This is a genomic window from Actinomycetota bacterium (assembly GCA_040905475.1).
Classification (GTDB): Bacteria; Actinomycetota; AC-67; order AC-67; family AC-67; genus DATFGK01.
In genome coordinates this window covers 45,072-59,449 of sequence record JBBDRM010000012.1, presented here as the reverse complement: position 1 = coordinate 59,449, position 14,378 = coordinate 45,072, and the positions used below count along the sequence as shown (strand labels likewise).

Annotated in this window: 16 protein-coding genes; 10 read left to right on the top strand and 6 right to left on the bottom strand. The window is 67.2% G+C overall.

What is annotated here, in order from left to right:
* The first annotated feature begins 49 nt into the window (after nucleotides 1-49).
* The 3 genes from purN to WEB06_01520 are packed head-to-tail and all read left to right on the top strand — an operon-like array spanning nucleotide 50 to nucleotide 3,103.
* Nucleotides 50-664 carry a phosphoribosylglycinamide formyltransferase gene (gene purN / locus WEB06_01530; protein ID MEX2554294.1) on the top strand — a complete coding sequence of 205 codons (615 nt, stop codon included), beginning with the start codon at nucleotides 50-52 and terminating at the stop codon, nucleotides 662-664.
* A gap of 26 nt (nucleotides 665-690) precedes the next feature.
* Nucleotides 691-2,229 carry a bifunctional phosphoribosylaminoimidazolecarboxamide formyltransferase/IMP cyclohydrolase gene (purH, locus tag WEB06_01525; protein MEX2554293.1) on the top strand — a complete coding sequence of 513 codons (1,539 nt, stop codon included), beginning with the start codon at nucleotides 691-693 and terminating at the stop codon, nucleotides 2,227-2,229.
* Between the two features lie 22 nt (nucleotides 2,230-2,251).
* Nucleotides 2,252-3,103, top strand: coding sequence for a bifunctional 5,10-methylenetetrahydrofolate dehydrogenase/5,10-methenyltetrahydrofolate cyclohydrolase (locus tag WEB06_01520; GenBank protein MEX2554292.1), 852 nt, complete (start codon nucleotides 2,252-2,254; stop codon nucleotides 3,101-3,103).
* A 69-nt stretch (nucleotides 3,104-3,172) separates the two neighbouring features.
* On the opposite strand, the gene WEB06_01515 is transcribed toward WEB06_01520, so the two are convergent.
* Nucleotides 3,173-3,811: a hypothetical protein gene (locus WEB06_01515; protein MEX2554291.1), complete on the bottom strand. Its 639-nt coding sequence runs from the start codon at nucleotides 3,809-3,811 to the stop codon at nucleotides 3,173-3,175.
* 119 nt (nucleotides 3,812-3,930) lie between these two features.
* Between WEB06_01515 and WEB06_01510 the strand changes: the two genes are divergently transcribed.
* Nucleotides 3,931-5,229 carry a family 1 glycosylhydrolase gene (locus WEB06_01510; protein MEX2554290.1) on the top strand — a complete coding sequence of 433 codons (1,299 nt, stop codon included), beginning with the start codon at nucleotides 3,931-3,933 and terminating at the stop codon, nucleotides 5,227-5,229.
* A 12-nt stretch (nucleotides 5,230-5,241) separates the two neighbouring features.
* Here WEB06_01510 and WEB06_01505 read toward each other — a convergent pair whose 3' ends face one another.
* Nucleotides 5,242-5,706: a CBS domain-containing protein gene (locus tag WEB06_01505; protein ID MEX2554289.1), complete on the bottom strand. Its 465-nt coding sequence runs from the start codon at nucleotides 5,704-5,706 to the stop codon at nucleotides 5,242-5,244.
* A 2-nt stretch (nucleotides 5,707-5,708) separates the two neighbouring features.
* Entirely contained in the window at nucleotides 5,709-6,827 is a 1,119-nt protein-coding gene (locus WEB06_01500; protein MEX2554288.1) for a citrate synthase, read from the bottom strand.
* Between the two features lie 252 nt (nucleotides 6,828-7,079).
* On the opposite strand from WEB06_01500, the gene WEB06_01495 reads away from it, so the two are divergent.
* The 4 genes from WEB06_01495 to WEB06_01480 are packed head-to-tail and all read left to right on the top strand — an operon-like array spanning nucleotide 7,080 to nucleotide 10,263.
* Nucleotides 7,080-8,396 (top strand): NAD(P)/FAD-dependent oxidoreductase, encoded by a 1,317-nt coding sequence (locus WEB06_01495; protein ID MEX2554287.1) that lies wholly within the window; start codon nucleotides 7,080-7,082, stop codon nucleotides 8,394-8,396.
* Complete coding sequence (locus WEB06_01490) at nucleotides 8,393-8,977, top strand: 5-formyltetrahydrofolate cyclo-ligase (protein MEX2554286.1); 585 nt, start codon at nucleotides 8,393-8,395, stop codon at nucleotides 8,975-8,977. The genes WEB06_01495 and WEB06_01490 overlap by 4 nt, the downstream gene beginning before the upstream one ends.
* 42 nt (nucleotides 8,978-9,019) lie before the next feature.
* Nucleotides 9,020-9,259 carry an acyl carrier protein gene (locus WEB06_01485; protein MEX2554285.1) on the top strand — a complete coding sequence of 80 codons (240 nt, stop codon included), beginning with the start codon at nucleotides 9,020-9,022 and terminating at the stop codon, nucleotides 9,257-9,259.
* A complete protein-coding gene (locus WEB06_01480) occupies nucleotides 9,256-10,263 on the top strand; it encodes a methyltransferase (GenBank protein ID MEX2554284.1) in 1,008 nt (335 codons plus the stop codon). The genes WEB06_01485 and WEB06_01480 overlap by 4 nt, the downstream gene beginning before the upstream one ends.
* A 6-nt stretch (nucleotides 10,264-10,269) precedes the next feature.
* Here the strand turns inward: WEB06_01480 and WEB06_01475 are convergent, their stop codons facing one another.
* From WEB06_01475 to WEB06_01465, 3 genes are read right to left on the bottom strand one after another with little or no spacing between them, the layout of a single operon-like run.
* The gene (locus tag WEB06_01475; protein ID MEX2554283.1) at nucleotides 10,270-10,938 is read right to left on the bottom strand and encodes an acyltransferase; all 669 of its coding nucleotides are present in this window, start codon (nucleotides 10,936-10,938) and stop codon (nucleotides 10,270-10,272) included.
* Nucleotides 10,939-10,943: 5 nt separating this feature from the next.
* The gene (locus tag WEB06_01470; GenBank protein MEX2554282.1) at nucleotides 10,944-11,588 is read right to left on the bottom strand and encodes an acyltransferase; all 645 of its coding nucleotides are present in this window, start codon (nucleotides 11,586-11,588) and stop codon (nucleotides 10,944-10,946) included.
* 52 nt (nucleotides 11,589-11,640) lie between these two features.
* Nucleotides 11,641-13,434: a BTAD domain-containing putative transcriptional regulator gene (locus WEB06_01465; protein ID MEX2554281.1), complete on the bottom strand. Its 1,794-nt coding sequence runs from the start codon at nucleotides 13,432-13,434 to the stop codon at nucleotides 11,641-11,643.
* Nucleotides 13,435-13,619: 185 nt separating this feature from the next.
* On the opposite strand from WEB06_01465, the gene WEB06_01460 reads away from it, so the two are divergent.
* Entirely contained in the window at nucleotides 13,620-13,772 is a 153-nt protein-coding gene (locus WEB06_01460; GenBank protein ID MEX2554280.1) for a hypothetical protein, read from the top strand.
* Nucleotides 13,773-13,839: 67 nt separating this feature from the next.
* Nucleotides 13,840-14,349: a hypothetical protein gene (locus tag WEB06_01455; protein MEX2554279.1), complete on the top strand. Its 510-nt coding sequence runs from the start codon at nucleotides 13,840-13,842 to the stop codon at nucleotides 14,347-14,349.
* Nucleotides 14,350-14,378 lie beyond the last annotated feature (29 nt).

Below are 14,378 nucleotides of genomic sequence, written 5' to 3'. Positions count from 1 at the left end.
CGTTCGATCGGCCGGTCCCTGGTTTGCCGGGCTCGGTAGGATGACGCGCGTGACGGCCCCGTTGCGTGTCGGCGTGCTCCTTTCGGGATCGGGAACAAACCTCCAAGCGATCCTCGACGGTGCGCGCGGGTCGGGCTACGAGGTCGCGGTGGTTCTCAGCGACCGGGCCGGTGCCTTCGGCCTCGAGCGCGCCCGGAACGCCGGCGTCTCCGCGGTTCACGTCGATCCGAAAGTTCACGGGAACCGTGAGGGGTTCAACGAGGCGCTCGCCGATTCCCTCCGGGAGCACGATGTCGAGCTGGTCTGCCTCGCGGGGTTCATGCGGATCCTCGCCCCCAACTTCATCAAGGCGTTCGAGGGACGAATCATCAACATCCATCCCGCGCTCCTGCCCGCATTCCCCGGCGCCCACGCCGTTCGAGACGCGCTCGACTGGGGCGCGCGGGTCACCGGTTCGACCGTGCACTTCGCCGACGAAGAGGTCGATCACGGCCCGATACTTCTGCAAGAGGCCGTTCCGATTCTCCCCGGCGACGACGAAGCCTCGTTGCACGAACGGATCAAGGAGGTCGAGCATCGCCTCTACCCGGCGGCGATCAGGCTCATCGCCGAAGGTCGCGTCAGGATCGCGGGCCGCCGCGTCGTTATCGAGCCGGAGGAGTAGCCCTCCCAAACGGTTAGGATGGGCACGTGTCAGACCTCATCCCGGTGAAACGAGCGCTCGTTTCGGTTTCCGACCGCGCGGGTCTCGCCGCTTTCTGTGCCGGGCTGGCGGAGCTCGGGATCGCGATCGTCGCGACCGATTCGACGGGCCGTCATCTCGCCGAGCACGGCGTGTCCACTACGCCGGTCGCCGAGGTGACCGGCTTCCCGGAGATGCTCGACGGGCGCGTGAAGACGCTTCACCCGAAGATCCACGGCGGGATCCTCGCGGATCGCGGCGAGCCCGAGCATCTGCGGCAGCTGGCGGACGCGGGGATCGAGCCGATCGATCTCGTGGTCGTGAACCTCTATCCCTTCCGTGAGACGGTTGCGAAGGGCCTCGACTGGCCCGGGGTGGTCGAACAGATCGACATCGGCGGCCCGACCCTCGTACGGGCCTCGGCAAAGAACCACTCCGGCGTCGGGGTCGTCGTCGACGCGGCGCGGTACGACGAGGTGCTCACCGAGTTGCGTGAGAAAGGCGGGCTGTCCGCTCAGACGCGGCGTGCGCTCGCCGCCGAGGCGTTCGCGCACACGGCGGCCTACGACGCGGCGATCGCTCGGTGGATGGCGCGGGCGGAGACCTTCCCGCAGCGGCTGGCGCTCGCGTTCGAGCGCGTGATGGAGCTCCGCTACGGCGAGAACCCGCACCAGGCGGGCGCCCTGTACGCCGCTGAGGACGCCGGTCCGGGCTCGCTCGCGCGCGGCCGCCAGCTTCAGGGCAAGGAGCTGTCGTTCAACAACTTGCTCGACCTCGACGCGGCCTGGCTCGCGGCGAACGACTTCGACGACACCGCGTGCGTGATCGTCAAGCACGCGATCCCGTGCGGCGTCGCCGTGGGCGACAACGACGCCGTCGCGTACGAACGAGCCTTGGAATCCGATCGGGTCTCCGCGTTCGGCGGCGTCGTGGCGTTCAACCGTGAGGTGTCCGAGGCCTGCGCGCGCGCCATGGCCGAGGTCTTCACCGAGTGCATCGCGGCGCCCGGGTTCTCCGACGGGGCGCTGCGGCTGTTCTCGGAGAAGAAGAACCTCCGGTTGCTGGCCGTCGACGGAAAGCCGGATCCCGCGTACACGGGCCGGTGGATCTCGGGCGGCCTTCTGCTTCAGACGGCCGATGCCGCGGTGGAGGACCGTTCCGCCTGGCGCGTCGCGACGAAAGCCCAACCCACCGAGGAGCAGTGGCAGGATCTCGAGTTCGCCTGGCGTGCGTGCAAGCACGTGCGCTCGAACGCGATCGTGTTCGCGTCCGGTGGCGCGACGGTCGGGATCGGCGGCGGGCAGACGAGCCGCGTGGACGCGGTGGAGATCGCCGCGAAGAAGGCCGGCGACCGCGCGAAAGGCGCGGTGATGGCCTCAGACGCGTTCTTCCCCTTCCGCGACGGGCTCGACGCGGCTGCTGCTGCGGGCGTCGCGGCCGCGATCCAGCCGGGCGGCTCGGTGCGCGATGATGAGGTCGTCGCCGCGGCCGACGAGCACGGCATCGCCATGGTCTTCACGGGCGTGCGACACTTCCGTCACGGCTAGCCGAAAACGCTGGAGGACGACGATGACGGCGCGGATCCTTGACGGAAAGGCGATCGCCGCAGAGGTGCGGGCCGACGTCGCCGAGCACGTCGCGAAGCTCCTCGGCCCGCCGGGCCTCGCCGCGGTGCTCGTCGGCGACGACCCCGCGTCGCACGTCTACGTGGGGCAGAAGCGCAAGATGGCGGCCGAGGTCGGGATCGCCTCGATCGATGCGGACCTTCCCTCGTCCGTCTCGCAGGCCGAGTTGATCGACCGGGTTCGTGTTCTGAACGAGAACCCTATGGTGCACGGGATCCTGGTTCAGCTGCCGCTTCCCGACCACATCGATCCGATCGTCGTCCAGGAAGCGATCGATCCTCGTAAGGACGTGGATGGCCTGCACCCGGAGAACCAAGGGCTGCTGTCGCTCGGACGGCCGCGATTCATCCCGTGCACGCCCGCCGGCTGCGTCGAGATCCTCGAGCGATCGGGCATCGAGCTGGACGGCAAGCGGGTGGTCGTCATCGGGCGGTCGAACCTCGTCGGCCGGCCGCTGTCCATGCTGCTGGGCTTGAAGGCGCCGGGCCTCAACGCGACCGTCACGGTCTGTCATACGGGGACCCAGGACATCGGGGCTTACACCCGCGAGGCGGAAGTGATCTTCGTCGCCGCCGGCCGTCGCAACACGCTTACCGCCGGCATGGTGTCGCCGGGCGCCGTGGTCATCGACGTCGGAACGAACCGCAACGAGGAAGGGAAGCTGGTCGGCGACGTCGACTTCCCTGCGGTCTCCGAGATCGCCGGGGCGATCACCCCTGTGCCGGGCGGCGTCGGGCCGATGACCGTGGCGATGCTGCTGATGAACACCGTCCGCGCGGCCGAAGGATTGGTCTGACGAAAGCCTCGAGACGCGAAGAGGACCCGTCTCGAGACGGATCCTCTTCGCTTGACAGTTTCGGCGTGCTCAAGACGCCCGGCGGCTTCGTCTCCTCAAGGCGTGCCCCGACAACGTCATTCCCGTTCCAAGCCACAGGATCTGCGCCATGTCGGCGCCGGTGGCCGGCAACTTTTCGCCACCCACCGCGGGCGGCGTGATCTTCGGTCCCGGCAACACGACCGGCCCCGTACTACCCGAGGGAGGAGGTGGGGATGGCTCCGGCTTCATGCCGCACCACCCGTTGTTGTCGTCCTCGCGGTCGTCGTCGTTCCCGCAGCCGTTGTTCCCGTCCTTGTCGAGCGAGAAGCCGCCCGACTGGCCGGGCTTGTCCGGTCCGCCGTTCCCCGTGAAGTCGGGATCTGACGGGGCATACCCTTGGGGAGCGCCGACCGGTGCGGGCTCGTGTCCGTGGTCCTTCCATGATCCCGGCGTCCCCGGCCGGTTCATCCCTTTGGATGCGTTGGCCGGTGCCTTGGGATTGGCGTTGCCGCTTGGGCCCAACGCCTTGCCATTCCCATTCCCAGGCCCACTCTCCCATGTTCCGGTCTGCCCGTACGCGTTGCCCGGCGGATCTGAAGGTGGACCCTGGCCGGCGGATGCAGCGGCGGACGGGAGCACGAGGAGAAAGGCAACGACGAGCGCTGCGAAGACGATCCGCTTCCCCACTGAAGCTCCTCTGTTGTCAAGGTCCGACTTCGTCGGACCGGGTCTGTCTCTACCGACCCGCTCCGCTCCGCTGGGCGCGGAGTCTACCCACGACCGCTCACGGTGAATAAGGTGTGAAAATGTCCGACGAGCGATCGTTCCCCGACGGCTTCCTCTGGGGGTCGGCCGGCGCCGCGCACCAGACCGAGGGAGATAACACCAACTCCGACTGGTGGGCCCACGAGCACAAGCGCAAGACGAACGCGACCGAGAAGAGCCTCGGGGCGTGCGACTCCTACCACCGGTTCGCCGAGGACTGGAGGCTCGTCGCCGACTCGGGACAGAACGCGGTGCGACTGTCGATCGAGTGGGCTCGCATCGAGCCGAAGCCCGGCGAGTTCTCGAGCAAGGAGCTCGACCACTATCGCGACGTGATCGGAACCGCACGCGATCTCGGCCTGACGACCTCGGTCTCGCTGCACCATTTCACCAACCCGAACTGGTTCGCGAAGCGAGGCGGGTGGGACTCCGACGAGGCGGTCGAAATGTTCGAGCGTTACGCGCGGAGGGCCGCCGACGCGCTCGGCGACCTTCTGGAGATCGTGAACACCATCAACGAGCCGTCCGTCGTCGCGGTGGTGGGGCACCTGATGGGGTTCTTCCCGCCGCGCGTGAACGACGTACAGGCGACGCATCGGGTGACGGTCAACCTCCTCAAGGCCCACGCGGCCGCGGCCGAGGCGGTGCGTAGCTCGTGTGATGCCCTCATCGGGCTCCCGCTGTCGGTGCTCGATTTCTTCCCGACCGAGGACACGGCGCTGGGCTGGCGCGCCCGCGATTTCATGCACTGGTCGTGGGTCGGCGTGTGGCTGGAGGCGCTACGAACCGGCGCGGTGCGGGGGCTATCGGTCGCCGACGAGACCATCGCCGGCCTCGGTCGCAACGACGATTTCGTCGGCATCCAGTACTACTCGCGATTCGACGTCCATCCGGCGGCTCTCCAAGCCGCAGGGTCGGCTGCCGACGTTGTGCCCAACCCGATCGGGGCGCGGCCGCCCTTGCCGGGCGCCGGCGCCGACGAACGCCGCACGCAGATGGGGTGGCTCTGGCACCCCGCCGGGCTGGGGACCGTGATCGACGAGGTCGCCGAGGTGACCGGCCTTCCCGTGCAGATCACCGAGAACGGCATCGCGACCGCCGACGACGACGAGCGGATCGAGTTCGTGCGGCTGCACCTCGAGCAGGTCCACGATGCGATCGCTCGCGGCCGAGATGTGCGCGGCTACTTCTACTGGTCGACGCTCGACAACTTCGAGTGGAACGACGGTTACCGGCCGACGTTCGGGCTCATCGGGGTCGACCGCCGAACCATGGAACGGACTCCCAAGCCGAGCCTCGCGTGGTACGGAAACGTGGCGCGCACGAATCGGCTCGGCTGAGAACGGCCGAGACTAGTCGTAGTCGCCGGCTTCGATCCGCTTCAGGCGACGCTCTCGGATGAGATGCGAGGCCTCGATGAGCTGATGGAGGCGTTCCGGCTCGTGCAACGCGCCGGCCAGCACGCCGGTGAGGTCGCGTTGTGAGATCATGCCCACGACCTTCGAACCCTCGAGGATCGGGAGGTGGCGGATCCACTTCGAGGCCATGATGTTCGCCGCTTCCTTCAGCGTGGTCATCGGGCCGATCGTGACGATGTCGGTCGTCATGACGTCTTTGAGCGTCGTCTCCTTGGGGTCGAGCCCATGAGCGATGCTCTTAACGACGTCACGCTCCGTCACGATCCCCACCAATCGGTCGCCGTCCATGATGAGCATCGAGCTCGTCTGCGCGTGGCGCATCTTGTCGCAGGCCTGGGCGAGCGTGTCATCGGCGGAATCCGTCACCGCCGCTTTGGTCATGATCTCTGAGATCTTCATGGTCAGCCTCGCTGGTCGATCGGCACGTACGAACGGTGGGGAGGTCCTACGTACGCACTTTCCGGCCGGATGAGGCGGTTGTCGGCGTACTGCTCGCGGATGTGGGCGGTCCAGCCCGCGACCCGCGATGCGGCGAAGATCGGCGTGAAAAGGTCTACCGGGATCCCGAGCGAGTGGTAGACGCTTGCCGCGAAGAAATCGACGTTGGGATATAGGCCTTTCTCGTCCATCACGACCTTTTCCATCGTGCGGCTCATCTCGTACCACTTGGTGTCGCCCGCCATCTCTCCGGCGCGTTCGGACAACTTCCGGAGGTGGGTCGCGCGAGGATCCTCGGTCTTGTAGACGCGGTGGCCGAAGCCCATGATCCGCTCCTTCGCGGCGAGCTTGGCCTTGACGACCTCCTCGACCTTGTCGGGCGCGCCGATCTCGAGGAGCGTCTTCATCACGGCCTCGTTCGCGCCACCATGCAGCGGGCCTTTCAGCGTCGCGATCGCCGCGGTCGTGGCCGAGTGGATGTCGGCGAGCGTGCTCGCGGCGACGCGCGCGGCGAACGTCGAGGCGTTCATCGTGTGGTCGGCGTGGAGGACCAGGCACACGTCGAGGATGCGCGCTGCTTCCTCGTCCGGCTCCCGGCCCTGGAGCATCCACAAGAAGTTTCCGGCGTGGGAGAGCTTCGGATTGGGCTTGAGCGTCTCTTCCTTGTTGCGGAGCCGGTCGTACGACGCGATCACCGTGGTGAAGCGCGCTATGAGGCGCATCGCCTTGCGGTAGTTCGCCTCGGCCGACTGATCCCAGCCGTCGGGATCGTGGGCGCTCATCGCGCTGACCGTCGTGCGGAGCATGGACATCGGAGAGGTCTGCTGCACCATCGTCGGCATGAGGCCCTCGACGAAGGTGTCGAGTCCACGCTCGTTGGTGAGCTGCTCGGTCACCTCGTCCAGCTGAGACTTGTTCGGCAGCTCGAGTTTGTGGAGGAGGTAGACCGTCTCCTCGAAGGTCGCTTGCTCTGCGAGCTCGTGGATGTCGTATCCCACGTAGAACAGCCGCCCCAGCTTGCCGTCGATGTCGGAGACCGCGGTCTCGGCGGCGATGATGTCCTCGAGGCCCTTGCCCGGCATCGCGCTCCTTTCTGAGCACCCTGGTCGTTGCCATCTTGCCATACCACCGGAAGCGCGACCGATTCGCGGCTTTCTCCGCCGCCGGCGGGGGCCGGATCACGGGTTGTGCTTGCCGGGAGCCCCGGATAGCCCGCAAACTGCGCAGCGTAGTGATCCGCCCGACCGCGGGAGACGGGGTTGCCGCGGGGGCTACACTCGAATGGCACCCGAGCCGAAATAGCCTTCCGCGAGCGTTCATCAAGAGGAGCCGATATGACGCAGCAACAACAAGAGGACGTGCAGCTCGACGCCGATGTGATCATCATCGGGGGAGGGCCCGCGGGAGCCACCGTCGGGGCATACCTGGGCCGGGCGGGGTACCGGGCGCTCATCCTCGAGCGCGACATCCACCCCCGCGAGCACGTCGGTGAGTCGCTCGTGCCGGCGACCAACATCGTGACTCACGACCTCGGCTTCTGGGAGAAGATGGAGAGCTCCCAGTTCGTCAAGAAGCCGGGCGCCACCTGGACCGGCATCAAAGGACAGGTCGGCTCGGAGTTCGTCGTCACCTTCGCCGAGGCGCCGCAGGACATCCCTAACCCCGAATACACCTACCACGTCGACCGGGCCGTGTTCGACGCCATGTACCTGCGTCACGCCAACGAGCTCGGCGCCGAGGTGCTGCAAGGGGTGACCGTGCTCAAGGTTCTCTTCGAGGGAGACCGCGCCGTCGGCGTCCGCGTCCGTCTGCTCGGCCGGGAGATCGACCTGCGATCTCGCTTCGTCGTCGACGCGAGCGGCCGCCGCACGCTGCTCGGCCGCCAGCTCGGTCTCTGGCAGAAGGACAAGCAGTTCAACCAGTTCGCGATCTACTCGTGGTTCAAAGGCGTGAACCCTCCGACACCGGAAACCGCCGAGTACATCCATGTGCATTTCTTGCCGGTCAACCGCGGCTGGGTCTGGCACATCCCGATCTACGAAGGGATCACCAGCGTGGGCGCGGTGACGGAGAAGACCGACTTCCAGAAGTCGGGCAAGGATCACGAGACCTTCTTCACCGAGCTCCTCGATATGACGCCGAACACCCGCCACATCCTCAACGGCGCCGAGCGGGTGCGGCCCTTCTACATCGAAGCGGATTACTCCTACAAGATCGATCGGTTCTCTGGGCCCGGCTGGCTGCTCGTGGGAGACGCGGCGCGCTTCGTCGACCCGATCTTCTCCTCCGGCGTGTCGGTGGCGATGCGCTCCGGGCAGTTCGCGTTCAACGCGTTGAAGCGCGCGCTGGACGAGAACGCCGAAGAGGAGTCGTTCGGCGAGTACAACGAGATCGTCGATCGCGGGGTCCAGATCTGGTACGAGTGGATCACCCTCTACTACCGGCTCCAGTCGTTGTTCACGCGGCTGTCGAGCATGCCGGAGTACAAGCGCGACATCCAGCAGCTGCTCCAAGGTGAGGTGTTCGACAAGAGCGCCGTCGCCGTGCTCGACCGGATGAAGCACGTCATAAAAGCGGTCGAGGAGAACGAAGGGCACATCCTGCGTTCGCACTTGGCGGAAGACATCGAGGTCCACGAGGCGCAGGTTTGAAACAAGATCTTCGCGCGCGCACCCTCGCCGACCGGGACGCGATCGATCCGGTGCGCCGCCTCGAGCTCGCCAAAGCGATCGTCGGGCACCTCTACGACCTCGACCGCTTCCGCGACGCAGGAGCCGTCGCCCTGTACTGGGCGGCCGGATCAGAGGTCTCGACGTCGGGGATCATCGCGCGTCTCTCGGAGCAGGAGGAGCGGCGGATATTCCTGCCCTTCGTCCTGAACGGGGAGCTGGAGCTCACCGAGTGGCGGCCCCAGGACCCGGTCGTCACGGCAGAATACGGCGGCATGCATCCCCGCTACCGGCGTGCGGTGAAGCTCGACGAGGTTGACGTGCTGGTCGTTCCGGGGCTGGCGTTCGACCGGCGCGGCCATCGATTGGGTTCCGGCACCGGGCACTACGACCGGCTGCTGTCTCGCCTGGATCCGCGAACGATCAGGATCGGGCTCGGCTACCAGTCCCAGGTCGTCGACGAGGTGCCCCACGGGTCCGGCGATGAGGACGTGCATTTCGTCGCAACCGAGGAGGGTCTGATCACGTGCGCGCCGGTCCCAAGCGGGTCGGATCAACGTTAGACGGTAGAATCCCGCGGTCCGGCGGCGAGGAAGGGGAGTTGCGTGGTCGATACCGAGCCCATGCGGGGCTTCATCCGGCAGAGGATCCTCTTCGACGACACCGCGGAGTTGAGCGACGACCAAGAGATCTTCCCCGGCATCGTCGACTCGCTCGGCGTCCTCGATCTCGCGGAATTCGTTGAGAAGACCTACAGCGTCAAGATCGGCGACGACGAGCTGCTCGTCGACAACTTCCACTCTCTCGCCGCGATCGCTGCTCTGGTCGAGCGCAAGCTAGGGTGAATCCCCGCCGCCGCCGCATCGAAGCGCGGGTGCGGCTCACACGGCTCGCGCTCGGCGCGTGGGCCGCGCAGGTCCTGTTCGTGGCCAACGATCTCGGCGTGTTCGACCTGCTCGATCGTGAGGGACCCGCAACCGGGTCCGAGATCGCCACGCGGCTGGGTACAGACGCCGACGCGACGTCCCGCCTGCTCGGTGCGCTGGTCGCCGCGGGGTTGTTGGAGCACGAGGGGGACCGGTTCGCCAACAGCGACACCACGCGCGAGCTGCTCGTTTCAGGCAAACCGGAGACGATCAGCACCTGGGTTTCCCTCATGGGCCGCTGGACTGAGAACTTCGCGAACCTCGGCGAGTCCGTACGAACCGGCAAGCCCGCGGGGACCCCTGAGGGCCACACCCTCGAGGAGCTGCGCTCGTACATGCACGCGATGCACGAGTTCGCCGTGGGCCCGGGACGGGAGTTCGCCCGGCATCTGAACCTGGAAGGTCGCCGGCGGCTGCTGGACGTCGGCGGGGGCCCCGGCTCGTATTCGATCCTGCTGGCTGAGGCGAACCCGGAGCTGAGCTGCACGGTGTTCGACCTGCCGGACGTGGTCCGGGTGGCCGCGGAGATGATCGAGCAGCACGGAGCGGCCGCGCGGGTCTCCACGCACGCCGGCGACTACAACGCCGACCCGATCCCTCCCGGCTACGACGTCGTTTTGATCTCGAACACGTTGCACCAGGAAGACGAGGAGGCCGTGCGGGGATTGCTGTCGAAGGTGTTCGATGCGATCGAGCCCGGCGGGATCTGCGTGATCCATGGCCTGCCGCTCAACGAGACCAAAGACGGGCCGCTCTGGCCGGCGCTGCTCAACGTCCAGCTCCGTCTCGTGTCGCAAGGCGGGCGCGCGTACACGGTCGAAGAGTATCGCGAGCAGCTCCTCGCGGCCGGTTTCGTGGAGCCCTTCGCCCACGCGATGTCGACGTTCAACGCGAACTCGTACGTCGTCGCCCGGCGGCCCTAAGGCACGTCAGACGGTGTCGGCGGTCCCTTCGGCTTCGCGCTCGCTCATCCCCGGCCGCACGAAGAGCCATTCGCCGCGCGCAGCGTCGTAGCGCCTGATCACGCGCGCCGGATCGCCGTGGACGACCGAGCGCTCGGGCATGTCGTCGCTCACGACCGATCCGGGCCCCACGTGCACGTAGTCGGCCAGCGTCACGCCGGGACGGATCGTGGAGCGGAACGCGATGTGACAACCGGCCCCGATATGCACGGGACGCGAAGGCGCGAGCCCCTGCTCCTGGATCGAGCGGTCGGGATCGTCGTACAGGTAGTGCGTGTCGGAGATATAGCAGTTGTCTCCGATCATGGTGTCCCGTTCGATGACCACCTCGCCCACGCTCACGATCTTGACGAACCGGTTGATGAGCACGTCGTCGCCCAAGATCAGGCGGGGTGGCGGCCGGCCGGGCTCCCGGCGCGCGATCAGCCAGATGTGCTCGAGGATCTTCACGCGCTTGCCGATCGTGATGAACTCCGCTCCTTCGATGCGCCCCGGCGCCGCGATGAGCGCGTCCTGACCGTACGCGGCGAACGCCCGGGGCGGCGGCGGCATGAACGCCGGGACGGCGGAGTAGATGATCCGTTGCATCTTTCGCCGCGTGAGGAACCGGCCGAGCTTGCTTCCGGGATCGCGCATGCCGCTCACGAAACCTGGCGTGCCGGGCCGAGCTCGAGCGTCTCGCGCACGGTCGCCGGGTTCCCAGCAACGATCGCGCCGGGCGGGACGGACTTCGATACAACCGCCCAGTCGGCGACGTAAGCGTTCCTCCCTATGCGAACCCCGGGAAGGATGATGGCGCCGATCGCGACGCACGCGCCGGCTTCGATCACCACCGGCCGCGGCCGCGACATCGGCTGCTGCTGAGCCAGCAACGTCACGTCCTCGTAACCGTGGTAGGCGTCGCAAACGAGGACCTTGTCGGAGATCATCGCGCCTTCGCCGATCTCGATTCTGCCCACGCAAGCGAAGTGGCTGAAGCGTCCGATCCGCACGCCGTCGCCGATCGTCATCGTCGGAACGATGTCGGCGTGAGCCTGTACGACTGAGAGCCAGGTTCCCTCGTGGATCGTGACTCCACGCCCGATGAAGATGCGGTCGGGGCGGGTGATTCGTGTGGGCGGGACGACGAAAGAGCCCTTCCCGAACGCGCCGAAGTCGACGGGGAGCGGAGGCGTGAGCGCCCGCCGCATCGTGCGATCCATCCACCGCGCCGCCCGCCAGTCGCGGAAACGGTCGGCGAGGGTGCCCGGGTAGCGATGATGAGGTTCCGTGAGGGTCTGGGTCACGACCGCGGATTATAGAGGCGAGCCGATGGGCGGCCGGAAGCTTGGGCCCGCCCTACCGGCCCAGCTCCCGCTGGAGCGCTGGGTTGTCGATCTCCGCGGCCAGCGCGCGGGCCACCTCCAGCGACCCCTCCTCGCCCAGCCGCGAGCGGTGGAGGTGTGCTCGCGCGAGAAGCTCGCGCATCCCGAGACGTGCCGCGCGCTCTTCCAGATCCGCGATCCACGCGGACGCGTCGGGCAGGCGGCGCTTGACCGCGATCTCGCAGAGCGCGTCCAGCGCCCAGGCGCGGATCCATGGATACGCCCCGGGCCACCGCGTTCGCCGTGTGATCGCGAACTCGAGCCAGCGAACTGCCGTCTCGACGTCGCCCTTCGCGTCGGCGACGAGTCCCAGCCCCCGACCGGCGATGCTTTCCCAACATTCGCTGCCGTAATGCTGTGATGCGAGGGCATACGCGTGCTCGAACCCGTCCGCAGCGTCGGCGAGCTCCCCTCGGCGGAAGAACACGTCCGCCAACAGAGACTCCGAATGCGGAAGCAGTCCGATCCAATGGGATCGGGCCAGGGAAGCCGAGCGTCGCAGGACCACCTCCGCCGGGTCGAGTTCCTCACGAAGCAGGTGAGCTCTGCCGAGGAGTAACAGCGCGAACGCTGCGCCGTGGGGATCACGATCGGGATCGTTCAGCGAAACCGACTCCTCGAGCGCAGCGATGCCCGGACCGTACGTGCCGACTTCGAAGAGCGCACCGCCGCGCACGAACTCGATCCTTGCCAGCTCGGCCCGGTCATCCCCTACGAGCTCTCGAGCCGTGCGGAGCCAAGCGTGCGCGCGGTCGTAGTGCCCCCGCCAGAACTCGGTGAACGCGAACCACCTGTGCCCCCGTGCGGACAGCCGGGGTGCGCCGAGCCGATCGGCGAGGGCGATCGCCTCCTGCAGCGCGGCGGCCGCCTCCTCGCCCCCGCCGTGATTGAGGGTGATCCAGGCCATCGCGAAGCCGTGCAGCGAGCGCAGCAGCAGCTCGGGATGCCCGAGTTCGCGGGCGTCCAGGAGTGCTTGACGAACCGCGTCGAGGCCGGCGCCTTGAGCGGCGAACACCGCAGCCAGGCCGGTCTCGAGGGTGGCTTGAACGCGGATCGGTTCCGGGGCCTTCCGGCCGAGCGGTGGCAAGGAATCGCACGCACTCATCAGATCTTGACCGGGCTCGACCCCGAGCTCACCCCGGATCAGATCGACCGCGCGCTGAAGCTGCTTCCGGGCGGCCGACCCCTCGCCGGCCGCCGCCAGGCAACGGACCAGAAGTTCGTGAGCCCCTTCGTCGAGCGGATCCATCGCGACCAATTTCGACGCGAGGCGCGCCGCCTCGTCGGCTTCGCCGCGACCGAGTCGTGCGAGCACCGCCTCGCGGATCGCCCAGTGGGCGTCCTTGGCGGTTCGCTGCCGTTCGGCTGCGAGCCACGCTTCGAACCCGGCGCCGGCACCAACCGATATTCCCTCGAGCAGCTCGTTCCCGAGCGCGGCGACGGTCAGTGCTTGTTGCCACGACCCGGCCCGCAGGACGAGTACGTCAACGGAGACATCCGGCGGAAGGGCGACGTCGAGGGGATCACCGCGGAGCGCTCCCGGATCGCCGATGAGCTTCCTCAATGCGTTCAGATTCCAGCGCAAGGTTGCGAGCGGATCGTCGGCTTCCGAGAACAGGAGCGAAGCGACCCGCACGCGGCTTACCGGCGTGGGGTTGAGGAGGAGGTAAGCCAGCACAGCCCATGACTTGTTTCCACGGGGAGGAGGCACCGGAACGCCATCACGAAGCACGGCCGGACTGCCCAGAAGCCGGATCTCGAGCGACATCGAGCCAATCATCGACGGGTCCACGGGCCGTGACAAGGGGTGAAGCCGTCGGTCAAACGAGTCGTCAAACGCCTGTTTGCACCCACGGGTCTTCGCAAACGCTTCATCAAACGCCGCGCCGCGAGGATCGGTTGAGCGCTCGGGGCGAGCGCTGGAGGAAAGGGAAGTGAAGGGAGGTGGGGGACATGCAGAGCACGACCTATCGGAGGCTGATGGTGACGGCGGTTCTCGCCGCGATCATTGTGATTGCCCTCCTGGTGTCGGGCAGTTTCGGTGCGGCGGACACGTCGCAGTTCCTGGATGAGTTGGGGTCCTACGTCGGCCCCTACGCGGGTTAGCGAAGAGCCAACGTGCCGACATCAAAACGGTCGAGCAATCGGTCGGCCAGATCGAGGAGGGGTAGGGATGAAGAACTTCGGGGAACGTTCGCGGAGGATATCCGTTGCGACGCTGCTGATGATGCTGGTAATCACGGTCGTCGGACAGACCGGTACGGCGGGTGCAGCAGGGCAGGCCGATCTCGCCACGGTGCGAGCTGCCACGGCGCAGTTCCACGACGTGGGGAACGCGCCGGATGCAGGCTACTTTCCGCTGCTGCCATGCTTCGAGAGTCCGGAAGGAGGCATGGGGCAGCACCTCGTGAACGTCGAGCTGCTCGACACGCACCTGGATCCGCTGCGTCCGGAAGCGCTGGTCTACGAGGTCCGGAAGAGCGGGCTGAAGTTCGGAGCGGTCGAGTACATCGTGCCGAAGGCCGCATGGACGCAGGAGCAGCCGCCGTCGCTGTTGGGCGAGACGTTCCGCAGTAACGACGAGTTGGGGCTGTGGGTGCTGCACGCGTGGATCTGGCAGCCGAACCCGGACGGGATGTTCGAGAACTTCAACCCCAACATCGGGGCGTGCCCGAACGCCTGAGTCACGGCGACGGTCGGGGGGGGGGGGGG

Coding starts and splice junctions, on each gene's coding strand:
- WEB06_01520 (MEX2554292.1), top strand. CDS start 2,252: ATGACGGCGCGGATCCTTGACGGAAAGGCGATCGCCGCAGAGGTGCGG.
- WEB06_01510 (MEX2554290.1), top strand. CDS start 3,931: ATGTCCGACGAGCGATCGTTCCCCGACGGCTTCCTCTGGGGGTCGGCC.
- WEB06_01505 (MEX2554289.1), bottom strand. CDS start 5,706: ATGAAGATCTCAGAGATCATGACCAAAGCGGCGGTGACGGATTCCGCC.
- WEB06_01500 (MEX2554288.1), bottom strand. CDS start 6,827: ATGCCGGGCAAGGGCCTCGAGGACATCATCGCCGCCGAGACCGCGGTC.
- WEB06_01495 (MEX2554287.1), top strand. CDS start 7,080: ATGACGCAGCAACAACAAGAGGACGTGCAGCTCGACGCCGATGTGATC.
- WEB06_01475 (MEX2554283.1), bottom strand. CDS start 10,938: ATGCGCGATCCCGGAAGCAAGCTCGGCCGGTTCCTCACGCGGCGAAAG.
- WEB06_01465 (MEX2554281.1), bottom strand. CDS start 13,434: ATGTCGCTCGAGATCCGGCTTCTGGGCAGTCCGGCCGTGCTTCGTGAT.
- WEB06_01460 (MEX2554280.1), top strand. CDS start 13,620: ATGCAGAGCACGACCTATCGGAGGCTGATGGTGACGGCGGTTCTCGCC.
- WEB06_01455 (MEX2554279.1), top strand. CDS start 13,840: ATGAAGAACTTCGGGGAACGTTCGCGGAGGATATCCGTTGCGACGCTG.